General features: G+C 37.8%; 15 protein-coding genes. 9 read left to right on the top strand and 6 right to left on the bottom strand.

All coding sequences use genetic code 11. The annotated features are described in order from the left end of the window. Window positions 1–76 precede the first annotated feature (76 nt). The 3 genes from H4J62_RS15295 to H4J62_RS15305 all read left to right on the top strand — a co-directional run bounded on the left by H4J62_RS15295 (window position 77) and on the right by H4J62_RS15305 (window position 6,095). Window positions 77–3,157, top strand: coding sequence for a chemotaxis protein CheB (locus H4J62_RS15295; protein WP_182217814.1), 3,081 nt, complete (start codon window positions 77–79; stop codon window positions 3,155–3,157). 45 nt (window positions 3,158–3,202) lie between these two features. Continuing rightward, window positions 3,203–5,449: a GGDEF and EAL domain-containing protein gene (locus H4J62_RS15300; protein ID WP_182217815.1), complete on the top strand. Its 2,247-nt coding sequence runs from the start codon at window positions 3,203–3,205 to the stop codon at window positions 5,447–5,449. Between the two features lie 415 nt (window positions 5,450–5,864). Continuing rightward, window positions 5,865–6,095, top strand: coding sequence for a glutaredoxin family protein (locus H4J62_RS15305; protein WP_070374193.1), 231 nt, complete (start codon window positions 5,865–5,867; stop codon window positions 6,093–6,095). Window positions 6,096–6,477: 382 nt separating this feature from the next. Here the strand turns inward: H4J62_RS15305 and H4J62_RS15310 are convergent, their stop codons facing one another. Beyond that, entirely contained in the window at window positions 6,478–7,704 is a 1,227-nt protein-coding gene (locus tag H4J62_RS15310) for a DEAD/DEAH box helicase (protein ID WP_182217817.1), read from the bottom strand. A 228-nt stretch (window positions 7,705–7,932) separates the two neighbouring features. Next, window positions 7,933–8,904: a DnaJ C-terminal domain-containing protein gene (locus H4J62_RS15315; RefSeq protein WP_182231345.1), complete on the bottom strand. Its 972-nt coding sequence runs from the start codon at window positions 8,902–8,904 to the stop codon at window positions 7,933–7,935. A 199-nt stretch (window positions 8,905–9,103) separates the two neighbouring features. Here H4J62_RS15315 and H4J62_RS15320 point away from each other — a divergent pair, with 199 nt between their 5' ends. Next, complete coding sequence (locus H4J62_RS15320) at window positions 9,104–9,379, top strand: GNAT family N-acetyltransferase (protein ID WP_182214830.1); 276 nt, start codon at window positions 9,104–9,106, stop codon at window positions 9,377–9,379. Between the two features lie 160 nt (window positions 9,380–9,539). On the opposite strand, the gene H4J62_RS15325 is transcribed toward H4J62_RS15320, so the two are convergent. Further along, window positions 9,540–9,878 (bottom strand): GIY-YIG nuclease family protein, encoded by a 339-nt coding sequence (locus H4J62_RS15325; protein ID WP_182214831.1) that lies wholly within the window; start codon window positions 9,876–9,878, stop codon window positions 9,540–9,542. Window positions 9,879–10,347: 469 nt separating this feature from the next. Between H4J62_RS15325 and H4J62_RS15330 the strand changes: the two genes are divergently transcribed. From H4J62_RS15330 to minE, 5 genes are all read left to right on the top strand, one after another. Next, entirely contained in the window at window positions 10,348–10,620 is a 273-nt protein-coding gene (locus H4J62_RS15330) for a DUF904 domain-containing protein (RefSeq protein WP_182214833.1), read from the top strand. Then, window positions 10,620–10,901, top strand: a complete 282-nt coding sequence (locus tag H4J62_RS15335) for a cell division protein ZapA (RefSeq protein WP_182214834.1) — start codon at window positions 10,620–10,622, stop codon at window positions 10,899–10,901. The genes H4J62_RS15330 and H4J62_RS15335 overlap by 1 nt, the downstream gene beginning before the upstream one ends. A gap of 91 nt (window positions 10,902–10,992) precedes the next feature. Beyond that, window positions 10,993–11,712: a septum site-determining protein MinC gene (minC, locus tag H4J62_RS15340; protein ID WP_182214836.1), complete on the top strand. Its 720-nt coding sequence runs from the start codon at window positions 10,993–10,995 to the stop codon at window positions 11,710–11,712. Window positions 11,713–11,740: 28 nt separating this feature from the next. Continuing rightward, window positions 11,741–12,550 carry a septum site-determining protein MinD gene (minD, locus tag H4J62_RS15345; RefSeq protein WP_070374181.1) on the top strand — a complete coding sequence of 270 codons (810 nt, stop codon included), beginning with the start codon at window positions 11,741–11,743 and terminating at the stop codon, window positions 12,548–12,550. 1 nt (window position 12,551) lies between these two features. Further along, window positions 12,552–12,830 carry a cell division topological specificity factor MinE gene (gene minE, locus H4J62_RS15350; protein ID WP_070374180.1) on the top strand — a complete coding sequence of 93 codons (279 nt, stop codon included), beginning with the start codon at window positions 12,552–12,554 and terminating at the stop codon, window positions 12,828–12,830. Window positions 12,831–12,965: 135 nt separating this feature from the next. Here minE and H4J62_RS15355 read toward each other — a convergent pair whose 3' ends face one another. The 3 genes from H4J62_RS15355 to H4J62_RS15365 form a co-directional block, all read right to left on the bottom strand. Next, window positions 12,966–13,610: a thioredoxin domain-containing protein gene (locus H4J62_RS15355; RefSeq protein WP_182214838.1), complete on the bottom strand. Its 645-nt coding sequence runs from the start codon at window positions 13,608–13,610 to the stop codon at window positions 12,966–12,968. After that, entirely contained in the window at window positions 13,607–14,050 is a 444-nt protein-coding gene (locus tag H4J62_RS15360; RefSeq protein ID WP_182214840.1) for a disulfide bond formation protein B, read from the bottom strand. The genes H4J62_RS15355 and H4J62_RS15360 overlap by 4 nt, the downstream gene beginning before the upstream one ends. Window positions 14,051–14,120: 70 nt before the next feature. Further along, window positions 14,121–16,280, bottom strand: a complete 2,160-nt coding sequence (locus H4J62_RS15365) for a S46 family peptidase (RefSeq protein WP_182214841.1) — start codon at window positions 16,278–16,280, stop codon at window positions 14,121–14,123. Window positions 16,281–16,377: the final 97 nt, after the last annotated feature.

The following is a 16,377-nucleotide window of genomic DNA, read 5'->3' on the forward strand; positions in this document are numbered from 1 at the left end:
TTGAATTTATTGAATTTTCATCATATTCGGCGCATTATCTATAACCGCCACCCTAAGAATAAAAATAGCACACACAATGAAAAAATCTAAAGATGTTGTTTCTGAACAACAGGTTGATGAGAAAACAGAGAATAAAACGTCGTCTACTGTTGATGTTTTCCCTATCATTGCTATCGGTGCTTCTGCTGGCGGTCTTCAAGCCATCGAACGATTTTTAAGTAATGTGCCTGCTGACTGCGGCATGGCCTTTATTGTAGTGCAACACTTAGACCCTAACCACAAAAACATCCTGTGCGACTTACTGCAACGCATGACTCCCTTAGACGTACATCAAATTACCGATCATATGGTGATTATGCCCAATAATGTCTATGTGATACCTCCTGCCCACGATCTAACTATTTTAAACGGTACATTAATTTTATTCACGCGTGCTAACCCGCATGGTTTGCAATTGCCTATTAATTCTTTTTTCACTTCTCTGGCAGCCGATAGAAAGGAACACAGTATTGCTGTTATTCTTTCAGGTATGGGGGCAGACGGAACGTTGGGTTTGGGGTCGATCAAAGATAAAGCAGGTGCGGTATTTGTGCAAAGTCCTGATACAGCCGAGTTTGACAGTATGCCTCAAAGTGCTATTGATACCGGATTAGTTGATGCCGTAGCACCAGCAGATGAATTAATGCGTTATATCATTAACTATGTAAATAAAGTGCCATTGCCGATTGAAGAGAACAATAAAAATAAAGAAGATATTGAAAAGGTGATGGTATTGCTACGCGCTCATACCGGACAAGATTTCTCGCTTTATAAAAAAACCACTATTAATCGTCGTGTTGAAAGACGTATGGCCTTGCATCAGCTTTCCAATATACCCGACTACGTGCGTTATTTACGGACTAATCCCCAAGAAAATGAATTGCTACTTAAGGAGCTACTGATTGGTGTTACTAACTTTTTTCGCGACAATACCGTTTGGAAAAAACTAGAAAATGAGGTGATCCCCTCGCTTTTGTCTGAATATCCAGAGGGAGGTACATTACGTGCTTGGGTTCCTGCTTGCTCTACCGGAGAAGAAGCCTATACCCTCTCAATTGTGTTTCAAGAAGCCTTTAAAAAATTTAACTCGACCAAACATTTTGAATTACAGATTTTTGCTACTGACCTCGATATTGATGCCGTAAATAAAGCTAGAATGGGGATTTACAGCAATAGTATTAGCGCTGATATTTCTAAAGAACTATTAGACTTATATTTTGTGAAAATAGACGGGGGCTATCAAATCGGTCAACAGGCACGAGAAAATGTTATTTTCGCCCAACAAAATTTGGTGATGGATCCTCCGTTTACCAAACTTGATATCATCAGTTGTCGTAACTTGCTCATCTATTTAGAACCAGAATTGCAAAAGAAACTATTTCCCTTATTTCACTACAGTTTAAAACCGTCTGGAGTGCTTGTTTTAGGAACGTCTGAAACCATTGGAAACGAAGAGTCACTGTTTACTCTTTTAAGTGGAAAAGAACGTATTTACAAACGACGTGAGACATCACAGCCTTTTAATGTTATGAAATTTCCGGTTAACGAAGTGAATAGTTATTCTCATGAGTTAAAGCCAGAAAAAAACGTGCCCGTTAACCCCCAAGATACAGTTACTATGAACTTAGAAGATTTGATCCAATCCTTATTACAAGAGAATTTTACTCCGGCGGCTCTGCTAACCACTGAAAAAGCGGATGTCATTTATATCAACGGAAAAACCGGGAAATATTTAGAGCCATCGGTAGGCAAGGTCAATTACAACCTTTTCTCCATGGCACGTGAAGGTTTGGCCGCCCCATTGAACGAAATATTTAATCGCGCGGTGCGCCTGAAGAAAAAGTTAGATATAACGAACGTTGAGGTTGTCAGTAACGGTAATATTATTCTGGTCGATGTTAGGGTACAACCAGTATTAGATTCATCAACATTAGGCCCTATGGTTCTTGTGTTGTTTACGACTTCCACAACGGCCATTGCACCCATTAAAAAATCGCTCAAAGGTAATTTAGCCAAAGACCATAGTGATGAAATAGAAAAACTAAAAAATATATTGTCTCAGGGGAGGGAAGAACTGCGACTTACCACTAACGAAATGCAGCTTGCACAAGAGAATCTTAAATCTACCAACGAAGAATTACAAAGTACGAATGAGGAGTTTCAAAGCACTAACGAAGAGCTTACAACTTCCAAAGAAGAAATGCAGTCGATGAATGAGGAGTTAAGAGCGGTTAATCATGAGCTAAACATCAAAGTCAATGAATTGTCTTTAGCCAGAGACGACTTAAAAAATCTACTTAATAGTACTAGCATCGCCACGCTTTTTTTAGACAATGAGCTCAATGTACGTCGTTTTACCCCTGAAACGGTTAAAATTTTCAAACTCATTCCTAGTGATGTCGGTCGCCCTATCACTGACTTGGTCAGTTCATTAATTTATCCTAAGTTATCTGAACATACGGATGAAGTACTACGAAGCCTGATGTTTCATGAAGAGGAAGTAACGACTCATGATGGTCGTTGGTATATTGTACGCATTATGCCCTATCGCACGCAGGAAACTCTAATTGATGGCGTGGTTATTACTTTTAGCGATAATACTATTAACAGGAATGCGAGTATTGCTATGGCTGTGTCAGAATCTCGCTTTCGTTTGCTATTTGAGAATTCATCACATGCCGTTGCTTACAAGAATATAACAATGGAAGGCGGCAAAGCGGTTGATTTCAACTATCTTGAAGTAAACAATGCTTACGCGGGAATAACGGGATTAGATAAGGTAGCAGGGAAAAAAGGCAGTGAAGTCGTGCCAAATATCCTACAATCTAACACTGAATTTATGGCAACCTGTGGTCGCGTGGCGATGTCAGGAAAGTCTGAGAAATTCGAATATTACGTCAAAGAGTCTAGGCAGTGGTTTATTTGTGCTATGTACTCACAAGAGCAAGGCCTATTCGTTTGTGTGACCGAAAATATTACTGATAAAAAACAGAATCTTAGCACGTTAGATGATATTAAGTTGATGTTAGCAGAAGATGATAACACCTCGGCAGAGGCAATGAAAAAAATGCTCGTTAATGTACAAAATACACTAGAAAAACTGCTAATACTGGAATAATAAAGTATCACATAAAGGTAAATGCCCGATGAGGAAGAGTACATCATGAAAAAAGACTCAAAGCAGCTTACAAGCAAAAAAGTTGCTGTGCGTAAAGAGGCTATGCACCGTTTGCAAGAAGATGGGCAACCTGAAAGTGATTCAATTACTGATGAAGCATCGACTGTTAGTCTTCTGCATGAGTTACAGGTGCACCAGATAGAGTTAGAAATGCAGCAAAACGATCTTATTTTAGCCAGAGATTCTTCTGAAGCAGCAGCAATACGTTACGAAGCCTTATACGACTTCGCTCCTGTGGCTTTTATTTCCCTTAACCGTTCAGGCGATATTACCCAAACCAATCTAACCGCTGCCAGCATGTTGGGTATTCCGCGCGCAAAAATAAATGGTTTGAGATTGGCCGCGTTTTTAACCGAAGATTCCCTGCCTCAATTCAACTCACACCTGTCGAATGCTTTTAAAGGGCTAAATCAATCCGCTTGTGAAGTAAAACTATACGTTGATAATAAATTAATTACCGTTCAGGTGATGATGAGTATCAACGACGACGGCCTCGAGTGCTTAACCGTATTAACTGATATAACCGCGCGCAAACAAACAGAAGTAAAATTAAAACTCGCTGCTAGCGTATTTAGTCACGCCCACGAAGGTATCTTAATAACAGATATCAGGGGTAATATCCTTGAGGTCAATGACACTTTTAGCCAAATTACTGGTTATAGTAGAAAGGAAGCTATTGGTCAAAATCCACGAATTCTCAAATCAGGTCGTCAGTCCGATGACTATTATAAAGACATGTGGAAAACCTTGAAGGAACACGGCTACTGGAGCTCAGAAATATGGAATCGACGAAAAAATGGTGACATTTATCCCGAATTGCAATCAATTAGCGCAGTAAGTGATGCCCTTGGTCAGGTAATGCACTATGTATCAATGTTCTCTGATATTACTCATCTTAAAGCGCATCAAGAGCAACTTGAACATAGCGCCCATCACGATATATTAACCGGTCTTCCCAATAGAATACTGTTGGCTAACAAGTTAACGTTGGCTATTAAGCAAAGCCAGCGACACGGAAAAATACTTGCACTTGCCTATATTGATTTAGACGGTTTCAAGAAAATTAATGATAGTTATGGGCACAACACGGGTGATCAATTTCTAATCGACATTTCAGCTAAGTTTGAGCAGTCTTTACGTGCGGGTGATTTTTTAGCGCGTATTGGCGGTGATGAATTTATCGCTGTACTTAGCGACCTCGATAATATAAACGAATGTGAGCCGGTATTGCAGCGCATATTGACAGCTGCATCTCAAAATATTATATGTAATGATAATATACTTAAAGTTTCAGCCAGCATTGGTGTGACGCTTTATCCGAAAAACGGCTCTGACCCTGACCTTTTGCTTCGCCAAGCGGATCAGGCTATGTATATTGCCAAAGATGCAGGGAAAGGTTGTTATCGGTTTTTCGATATAGGCCCCTCAGAGGCAGTTCGAACACGAAGGGAGGGTCTTGAGCGCATTCGTCAGGGGTTTGAGAAAAAAGAGTTTGTTTTATATTATCAGCCTAAAGTGAACATGAAAACCAATGAGGTGATTGGCGCAGAGGCTCTGATCCGGTGGAAACACCCTCAACAAGGCATCTTGCCACCCGATGCTTTTTTACCCATCATTGAAGGCCATTTAATTAGTATTAAAATTGGTGAATGGGTTATTAATACAGCACTTAAACAGATGAGTATCTGGCAGACACAAGGGTTAACCATACCAGTAAGTGTCAACGTAGGTGCTAGCCAATTACAAAGTGGTAATTTTGTAACACATTTAGCGGGAGCGTTAGCTGCCTACCCTGAAATTTATCCTGAATTACTGGAATTAGAAATATTAGAGACTAGTGCACTAGAAGATGTAATTCAGGTCAGTAAACTCATGAATACCTGTCTAAAAATGGGGGTAAAGTTTGCCTTGGATGATTTTGGCACTGGCTATTCTTCGCTAACTTACCTTAGACGCCTACCCGCTGATATTTTAAAAATTGATCAGACTTTTATTCGAGATATGCTTACAGATACCTCTGACCTTGCCATTGTTAAGGCTGTTATCGGCTTAGCTGATATTTTTAATCGCGGTGTGATAGCCGAGGGAGTTGAAACAAAGGCTCACGCTGAAAAACTACTGTCGTTGAACTGCACTATCGCGCAAGGCTACGGAATTTCCCGACCCATGTCGGCGGATGATTTTCCTTTATGGCTGGAGAGTTGGCATATAAATCCAATTTGGACAGCGTAAGACTTCAATTAGAGAAGTTTGTTAAGGTTTTTAGGTCAATTGAGTTTACAAAAAATAATGCCAAGGCAATCATTTAAACGGTAGGTTTGGTGGCTTAGTTGTCTTACAGGGTAAAGCTAGATTTACATATTCTAAATGCTGCAAAGTGTTCAATAAACTAATGGTGTTTACGTTTGCAAAGTCGATAAAATCACAAATTAAAAAAGTTTAATTGATAAAATTTTATTGTTGGTAGCTCTAAGCAGAAACGATTAAATCAAAGCCCAAACAACTAGTTGATATATTTTTATCACCTTGGTTTAGCAAAGTAGCTTAATTTTCTTTGTATAAAATTTAAAGTTCGGTTAATTCATCTTTGTTTTTTCTGAGAGTTCAGTAAAATAGTGAATCTTTAACAATTCAGCAAAGGTTAGTGATGAAACGCGTTGTTTTATATATTTCAGATAAATGCCCCCATTCTCGTGAAGCTCAAAAATACTTGGATAATAATGGCATAAAATACAGATTAACCAATGCGAAAATGCAGCGCGGTAGAAAAGAGCTTGACGCTATAGGAGCTAGCTCTTTACCCGCCCTTAAAATTGGTAATGAAGTCATGATTGGCTGGAATCTAAAAAACTTTAAAAAACTCTATGCCGAAGATTAACAAGCTCAATTATCTCATTAGATAATTGAGTAACCAACGAGCACAGAATGCTTGATTACTCTATTTCGAATGGATAAAAAGATAGAAAAGTAGGGCACCATATAATCTGTCCCTGAGCATTATAATCATTAATGATCACTTTATGCGCCGACTGATCAACGAATAGTACTCATAGGTGTGGTTAGCCATTACCGCATGCGCACTAAAATTAATCGCTAAACATTACTTAATTTATGGTGCCTATTTGCACAGCAACTAGGTTAATGCTGATAATATTTTGCCCAGTGTACTTATCTTCATCGCAAAAAAAGCATTCTAAGGCATCGACAGTTGATATTTGTAGCCGAGCTAAAAATCTTTAGTTGGCTACTTTATCGCTATCCTATTTTCTTTTTTTTCTTGTGCTATTCGTTCTGTTCGTTTTATTTGTTTTACTTACCTTTTTTTTGACTTCTTTAGGCAATTTTGAAAACTCTTTATGAAAAGGCTGCTCCGTAACAATAGGAATAACTTGTCCTATGCTATTTTCGATATTAATTAATTGCCTCATATCATTTTCTACAGCAAATGAAATGGCCATTCCACTTTTACCGGCCCGAGCTGTTCGCCCTATACGATGTATGTAATTTCTTGGATCTTCAGGAAGGTTATAGTTAATAACTAAAGTAATATTATTAACATCAATTCCGCGAGCAGCAACATCAGTGGCAACTAATACTCTTAGATTAGAATCTTTAAAGTTTTGTAGCGCTTCCTCTCTAACGGCTTGTGTTTTACTACTGTGAAGGCTAGCGGCTGTTATCGATGCTTTTTCTAATGCTTTAACAATGATGTCAGCGCCATACTTTGTTTTACAAAAGATAAGCACTTTTTCAAATTCAGGTTTTTGTAATATATTAAAGAGTAAAGGTACTTTATTCGCTTTATCAAGATGGTATACGCTTTGATTAACCAAATCGATAGTGACCGTTTCAGCCGCAACTTGAATTTTTATTGGATCTGTTAATATTGCTTCTGCCAGTATTTCTATTTCAGCGGGCATAGTCGCTGAAAACAATAGTGTTTGTCGCTTCTTTGGCAGTTTAGATATAATGGTTTGAACATCTTTAAAAAAACCCATATCAAGCATAGTATCTGCTTCATCTAAGACAAATATTTCTAACGCCTTAAAATTTATATCACCCGTTTCAATTAAATCTAATAATCGTCCAGGGGTTGCCACTAAAATATCAAGTCCGAGCGCGATCGAGTCAACTTGAGCTTGTCTTCCTACACCACCATAAACAACCTTAGTTTTAAGTTCTAAACCTTCAGAGTAGTCATCAATGTTTTGCATTATTTGCGAGGCGAGCTCTCTCGTTGGCGTTAGTATTAGCGAACGCGTGCTCTTCGCTTGAATATCTATTTTATTTCGACCAAAATTATTGATAATAGGCAGTGAAAAAGCCGCCGTTTTTCCTGTTCCCGTTTGCGCTATACCAAGAAGATCATTCCCATTAATAAGAGCCGGAATACATTCTTTTTGGATCGGTGTAGGCTGTTTATAGCCCTTAAGAGTAACGCGATCAATAATTGACTCTAAAAGTGAAAATTCTTTAAATTCTGACATGCTGCCTCGGTGTCCTTTAATCAATAGCCGACTATTCTAACAGAATGCTTTAATATATTTAAGACGTATTAAAGGTGGCTTTTTCTGACGGGTTCTCACTTCAATAATACCGGTTATCAAAAATATGTTACTTTGTTGCGAACCATTACCTGTTAGTCTATTACTCCGAGCAGACGCTAAATACTTTGCTTAACTACTTTGTTTAACTACTATGTTTAACTACTTTGTTTAACTAATTTGTTTAACCTTGTCATCTTCACTTTCTTTTTTGCTAGTATCATTTGCGAGTCCTTTTAAAGATTGATATAGCGCTTCTTCTGCTGCTGATAAGCTTTTTGGAAAAACAATTTTGAGTTTTACAAAAAAGTCTCCAGCAATTTTACCTGGTAAGCCCCGACCTTTTAGACGCATTTTAGCACCACTATTTACTAATTTAGGCAGGCTTAAATCAATTGTTCCTGTTGGTGTTGGCACTTTTACTTTTTCACCTAGTGCTGCTTGCCATGGGCTAATAGTAAGCTCAGTGGTGATGTCTTGCCCTTCAATGGTATATAAGGGATGAGGGTTAAAGCCTACTTCAATATATAAGTCACCATTGTTAGCGCCGCCAAAACCTGTTTCACCTTGCTTTTGTAAACGAATTTTCTGTCCGGGTTTAATACCTTTTGGAATACTTACTTTCAAGGTTCGCGCTTTTGATTGTGCTTGTCCATGTTCATCAACCATTTGATCTTGCAAGGTAAAGCTTCGAGTTGCCCCGGTATATGCATCAGGTAAGTCAATTAATACTTTTGCATGACTGTCTCGCCCTTGCCTAGACTGAGGACCACGCGATGAATGCTGGTTTGCGTTGAAGCCGCCACCAAATAATGATTCAAAAAAATCACTAAAGTCGCCTTGACCACCGGCATTAAAATTCCCATTACCTTGCTGATATTGCTCTTGCCATTTAGGTGGCGGGGTAAAGCCTGCTTGGCCCGCCTTCCAATTACTACCCAGTTGGTCATAAGCTGCGCGCTTTTCTTTATCGCGTAACACGTCATAGGCTTCATTAATGTCTTTAAAGCGAGCTTCTGCATCTTTTTCTTTACTGACATCGGGATGAAACTTTCGTGCTAATTTCCGATATGATGTTTTAATTTCATCCTGAGACGACGTTTTATCAACGCCCATAATTTTGTAATAATCTTTATAATTCACAGTGAACTCCTGCTTAGTAAACCGGCAGATAAATATTGTCCTAATGTTAACTAGTCCAATTTGATGGTGTTATTATAAGAATAAATAAATATGATGAATGTCAGTAATGTGACACTTTCAGTAAAATATGGCAGGTAGACTTAGATCTTTCATGCTATTTTTGAAAGAAGTCGTTTTAATCTCTTTTAAGGAAAAAATAATGTCTTACACGCTCATACATAACGCAAACGAATGTAAATACGAATACCATATCGATGGCGCGGTTGCTTATATCACTTACGATGATCAAAACGGTAATATGCACTTAACCCATACTATTGTTCCTGATGAGCTAGCGGGGAAAGGCCTAGCAAAAACACTGTTAGAAGATGTTCTTCAGCAGATAAAAATTGATAATAAAAAAGCGGTTGCGCAGTGTTCATACATTATCAAATATTTAGAAAAACACCCTGAAGCAAGTCACTTATTTGTATAATTATTGACAATAAAAAGCGTCATTAGCGATGAGTTTTAAAATGAATAAAGTCACTTTTATCTATAGGCGCTTATAACCAATCTGTTATTTCCATAATGTTGACCGTCATCTTAATAGTATATTAATCAGTACTTATTAAGATCAACCCTATAAAAATAGTTTAGTTCACGCTTAAAACGGGTATTTTTAACACTTCTCTTTTTAATAGGCTTCTTGCTATTTCAGGCGATACTTCATAAAACTCGTTAACGTATTTTTTCGCATCAAAATACTGTCTTATCTGCTTTTTAACTTTACACGGATTTTCGCATGCCAAAGAAAAAAAGAGTTGATAATGGCCTGGGCTCTTCTTTGACAGCGACTTTGCATATTCTTCAGTATTGCTTGAAGTACACCCTATTCTAATTACATTTGAAAAAATAGAATGTGTCATTATGTAGACATTGCCAAACGAAACATTATCAAGTGGGTTAACCAAGCGGGAATTTTTTAAGCTCATAAGTTTGTTCTCATTGAGTAATAAAATGTAGTGACTTATTGTCTTTATCTTTATCTATGACGTTATTTTATCGAGTTCTTTGTCTCGAATATTGATCTCGAACTGTTATTTATGTCGTTGCGTTATTATTTGAACGCAGACTTGATGCGGGTCAATGTTTTAGTTATTGATAAGTAGGTTAGAGAAAGGTCAGTTAATTTAGTGATACAAAAGGGTCGAGATTAAGATAGTTTGCGTTGCTAAATGCGTATTGGTGTTAATTAATATAAAAATTTACCGGCTAGACTTCTTATATTTGCCGCTTGTTATTTGGTCGAAGCGCTTGTTTTTTAAACGTGATTTATTAATCTATTCTATCTTTAATAATTGTTACACAAATTAAGGCGATAATTGTCGTAAAAAGTAGCATTCTGCCTCACTTTATATTAAATTTGCCGCCCTTAATTAGTACAGTTAACCAGAGCGCCTTATGAACGAAAATACTCTCCCACAACTCGAACAACTGATCGAAAAAATCATTGATAAAAATAACCAATTAAAAAGCCAAATAGCAGAATTAGCAGAGCAAAAAGCAGGCTTAGCTCAGCAAGTGGCAGAATTAGCAGAGCAAAAAGCTTTGCTTGTCGATGAAAATGAAACCTTTCAGCTTGAAGTCTTAGAAGGTGAAGAAAAACAGAAACAAACAAATAATGTATTAACTGCTTTATTAGCTAAATTGCAAAGTGCAGAAGAGCTTAGTTAATGTCTATTAAAGACTCTAATGGCATCAGCATTGAAATTATGGGTAAGCTACATCAGTTTTCTTGCCCAGCTGAACAGGCAGAGGATTTAAAGGAAGCGGCTAGTAAACTTGCTGTTATGTGCGATGACATTAAACAGCAAAGAGGAAATGCTAGCAGCGAGCGTGCTTTATTAGTTGCGTCAATTAATTTAAGCTATTCATTATTAATAGCAAATAATAAAATTGAGCAAAATCAACACAGACAAGAAGTGTTGATTTCGACACTTAAAAACGCTTTATAAACACTTTCACCTTTTCTAGTATTGCCACTATCGCTGAGTAAGTTAAGATAGTGGTAATCATCGTTACTTTATACTTAGGAAAAATTTAGCTATGGCTGATGCTAGCATTGAATTTAAAGGTTCAAGCTTTACCCTGTCTGTTTTACATTTAAAAACATCAAAATTAGCAGATATTCGGTCTGATTTAGCAAAAAAAGTCGCGCAAGCGCCAGATTTTTTTTATCTTGTTCCTATTGTGGTTAGTATTGAAAAATTAGAGGGTTCGGTTGACTATCAAGCAATCAAATCATTAATTGAAGAATTCAATTTTACCTTTGTTGGCTTTACGGGGTTGATAGCTAACGAACAACGAACGTTGATCCGCGAACTTGGCTTTTCATTCGTTAATACGGCAAAAAACCAGTCTTTAGATAAAGCGCCTCGTGCAGAAAAACCAGAAATTACAAAAACTGAAACGATAGCAGATATACCAGATCGTGGACTTTTCAGCGATAAAATACATCGTGGTCAAATTCGTTCTGGTCAGCAAGTTTATGCTAAAGACCAAAATTTAGTGGTTATTGGCTCAGTATCTGCTGGAGCTGAAGTGATTGCTGATGGTAATATTCATGTTTATGGTTCGTTACGTGGTCGAGCCATTGCCGGCGCAACAGGTCACCATCATGCGCAAATATATTGCCAAAATCTTGAAGCAGAATTAGTTTCGATTAATGGTAACTATTGGCTAAGCGAGTCAATGGAGCAACATTGGGGCTCACCCGTATATATACATTTGACTGACAGTGAATTAACGTCATCAAAACTTATTTAACTTTTAACTTATAAAGGATATTCGGTCTATGGCACGAATAATAGTAGTTACATCAGGAAAGGGCGGGGTTGGCAAAACGACATCAAGTGCGGCAATAGGTCTTGGTTTGGCGTTAAAAGGTCAAAAGGTTGTGTTAATTGATTTTGATATAGGCTTACGAAATCTTGATTTGATTATGGGCTGTGAACGCCGAGTTGTTTATGACTTTGTTAATGTGATTAATGGTGAGGCCACCCTGAATCAGGCATTAATTAAAGATAAGCGTGTCAGTAGTTTATCTATATTACCTGCTTCACAAACCCGTGACAAAGATGCGTTAAATAAAGAAAACGTTGGTAAGGTTCTTGAAGAGCTTGGAAAAACCTATGACTATATAGTTTGTGATTCTCCCGCTGGTATTGAAGCAGGCGCTATGATGGCGCTTTATTATGCTGATGAAGCTATAGTCACTACTAACCCTGAAGTTTCATCGGTTCGTGACTCTGATCGAATTTTAGGTATGTTAGCTAGCCGTTCTCGCAGAGCTGAGCTTGGCTTAGAACCTATTAAAGAACATTTATTATTAACGCGTTATTCACCTAAGCGTGTTGATGATGGTGAAATGCTAAGTGTTGAAGATGTGGTAGATATTCTATCAATACCTTTATTAGGTGTTATTCCGGAATCACAAGCGGTACTTAAGGCATCTAATGCCGGTGAGCCAGTGATCTTAGATACTGAAAGTGATGCAGGAAAAGCGTATCAGGATGTGGTTGATCGCCTTTTAGGTGAAACCGTTGATTTTAGATTTTTACATGCTAAGAAAAAAGGCATTCTTAGTCGTATGTTTGGAGGATAACATGGCATTACTTGATTATTTTTTACGTAAAAAAGAAAAACAGGTAACAACCGCTTCTAAGGCGAAAGAACGTTTACAAATTATTGTTGCCCATGAGCGCAATAGTCGAAATAAACAACCTGATTACTTGCCGCAACTCACTGCGGATATCCTTGAGGTATTGCGTAAGTACATTAAAGTCACCGATGAAAGTTTTTCGATAAACCTTGATAATAAAGGTGGCGATTTAAATGTCTTAGAACTTAATATTGAATTAAGTGATGAGAACAGTATTAACTAAGTCGATTTGATATTGTTTATCAGACCTTATTGGTAAACATAAAAAAGGCGCGTATTCTTTGAGAGAATACGCGCCTTTTTCATTTTATTTACGATAAAATGATTAAACATTTTACCGTCATCTTGTTTTTAACACTTAGTAGGCTTCTGCGATGGCTTCTTCAACTAACTGAGTTAACTGTTCGTAGCCAAAATTAACCAGAGGTTTTCCATTAACAAAAAACTGCGGCGTTGCTCGAACTTCGAGGGTTTTACCGTCTGCGATATCTTGCATTATAACCTTGCTAACGTTTTCGCTACTGACATCACGCATAAACTGTGCACTATCTAAAGGTAAGTCCTTTAATAACGCACGAGCACTTTGTGGTTGAGCAACATGATGGCGAGTCCAGGCTTGCTGTTTGGCAAATAAAATTTCTACTGCCGGCCAAAACTGTTCTTGTAAGTGTGCGGCTTCAAGTAGTTTAACCACTTGATCTGAACCCTTATGGAAAGGGGTGTAGCGCATCATAACCTTAACTTTACCAGGGTAGCGTTTAATTAAATTATTTACCAGTGGGTAAAAAGCTGAACATGTTTCGCAAGCAGGATCGAAAAATTCGACAATGGTCACTTTTGCCTCTAACGGTCCTTTTATTGGCGCGCCAACACGTTCAATGATGTCGAGGTTTTCAACCTTAGCGCTCTGGTGGCTATTGTTTGCTTTAAATATTGTTGCTGCGCCAATAAAAGCCAAAAGGATAATAAGGCTGGCGCTAATGAAAAGTGTTTTTTTATTCATGATGATTCCGATTTAGTCATAAAAAATAATAATAAAGCCATGAGACTAAAGGTTAGTAAAGACATCATTGGCATATTTAAGAACCCAAAAACATTGAGATGCGTTTCTGAACAAGGAATATCTTGTACGCAGGGCTGTGCGCTTTTAGGAATATAACCGGCCACTAATAACACATGAAATAATGCGGTTAGCCAACCAAATAAAACCAATACACTCGCATAGCGGGTCACTTTAGCGTCGAATGGAAATAAGGCCATTGGTAAAATAACGACCAAAGGGTACATAGCAATTCGCTGATACCAGCACAAAGAGCAAACGGGGAGTTTAACAACCTCACTAAAAAATAAACTAGCAAGCGTGCTTATGGTGGCGAGTACCCAAACTGAAAAGAGTAACAGCCAACCTTTGGATAACGTATTGTTAGCAGGTATATCGTTCATATAATCTCGTTTAGTTAACGTTAAAAATCCAGCCTAAGCCGGATTTTTAAGGGAAATAAAATTAAGTTAATTATTCAACTATATCCATTTCTTCAATAAGATTGGTCGCGCCGTCAACATGTTCCATCACCCATAACATGTATTTAATATCAACGTGAATCGATCTGTTTAATTTAGTGTCGTAATCCCAATCACCAATAATACTTTCATAAACACCGTCAAAGACTAAACCAACAAATTCTGCCTTATCGTTGAGAGTAGGTGAGCCAGAGTTACCACCGGTAATATCTAATGTGCCTAGGTAGTTTACTGGCACTGAGCCGAGTTCTTTCTTAGCGTATTCGCCATAATTTTTACTCTTAATTAACTCGAGTTGTTTTTTAGACGCATTAAAAGGTTTAATACCTGTGTCTTTTTCTACTATACCTTCAAGTGTGGTAAAAGGTGTTGCAGTGAGTCCGTCTACTGGCGAATAACCTTTTACGTTACCGTAAGTAATACGTAATGTACTGTTAGCATCTGCGTATACAGGGAGTTTTTTATCGTTAAAATAGGCGATTAACGCTTCCATATACTTAGGACGATAAGCTTGAATATTACCTGACAATTCTTCGTCTTTTTCTTCAAGTGCTTTTCTTACAGAAAAAGTCTTTACGGCAAGTTGAATAAAGGGATCTGAGCTTTTTTCAAAGTCGGCTACCGATTTATTCATCCAAGTAAGGCGAGTTTCTTGGTCAGCAATTGTTGATGTTTGATACATTTTTTCAAGCTTAGTGCTTAAGGCTTTTTTATTTAGCCCTTGTTCAAGTTCAAAAAATTCATCGATGGCGAGAATACGTTCTGATTTAGGCAATTCAACATAATGTGTCAACATAGCGAATAAGATCTTTTGATCGATATTCGCGTCGAATCGACGATTAAAGGTTTTCATGCTTTGTTCAAAACGTGCAAGATCACGTTCTTGGTAACCCCTTTCTCTCGCTACGTTTGGTTTGTTTTTTTCTACGGCTAAACGATGTAAACGATAAGCGGTGCTTAACATTTTGTTGTAAGCCATATAACCTAGAATAAGATCGCGTGCTTGAGTTTTTTGGTTTTGTTTTAGGAGCTTATTTAGGCCGGTAAGTGCGTTGCCATATTTAGCTTTTCGCATTTTATCAGCATTGATCCAAGCGCTTAAGTCTTGTTCTAGTTGCTGTTTACGGGCTAACGTTGTGCCTTTATTGTAGCTTTTTATCATGCTACCGTAATTTTTTGCGTAGTTAGCTAAGCCGGCTAAGGTGCTTTCGTACTTTATTCTCGCTTCACTTTCTGGTGCAGACTCGTTATGAATTAAGTCGATAAGCTCTTCACGATAATTTTTAGCATTAGGGTAAGTCCAAGTAAATTGGTTTTCAACCTCAAGTGCAGTGCGGTAACGGTTGGTGCGTCCTGGGTAACCTAGCACCATAATGTAATCGCCTTCATCAACACTACTTTTATTCACTTTTAGGTGATGCTTTGGCTCATAAGGTACGTTGTCTTTACTAAAATCGGCGGGTTGGCCATCTTTACCGACATATGCACGATAAAAACCATAGTCTCCGGTGTGGCGTGGCCACATCCAGTTATCAACATCGCCACCATACTTACCAACACTACTTGCTGGAGCATGGACTAAACGAACATCGCGAATAGTTAATTGTTTAAATAAATAATATTCTAAACCGCCATGAAAATTGACAACACTACAACGATATTTGTCATCACTTTCACATTCAGCTACTAATGTTTTAGAGTTTTTATCTATGGCTTTATAGCGCTCAGAGCCCGACATGTTCTCGGTAATACTGCCTTTAATTAACGTGGTAACATCATTGATTTCTTCTGTTACATAGATACGACTGCCGGGTGTAGCAGGTAGCTCTTCATCAAAGGTTTTTGCTAGAAAACCATTGGCGAGTAGGTTGTTTTCTGCTGTTGAGTTGTATTGAACAGAGCCATAAACACAATGGTGATTAGAGGCAACTAAGCCTTTATCAGAAACAAAAGAAGCCGTGCAGCCACCAAGGCTGACAATAGCACCCATAGGAAAACCAGTAAGATCGGTTAAATCGTTAGGATTTAATTTTAAACCTGCTTGGGTAAGTTCTGATGCAATGCTTGGCAATTGGTGAGGTTGCCACATACCTTCATCAGCTGTGGCAAATGTTGAAGCCATCGCTAATAATAAAATCGTTGTTTTTTTCATTAGAATTCTCTGGATTGTATTAATTTATAGTTTTAATTTTATAGTTATAAGCTGCGCGTAAATATTATAAAATACTTAGTTGTCATGTTTTTACTTA

The sequence above is a fragment of the Colwellia sp. BRX8-5 genome, assembly GCF_014077325.1.
GTDB lineage: Bacteria > Pseudomonadota > Gammaproteobacteria > Enterobacterales > Alteromonadaceae > Colwellia_A.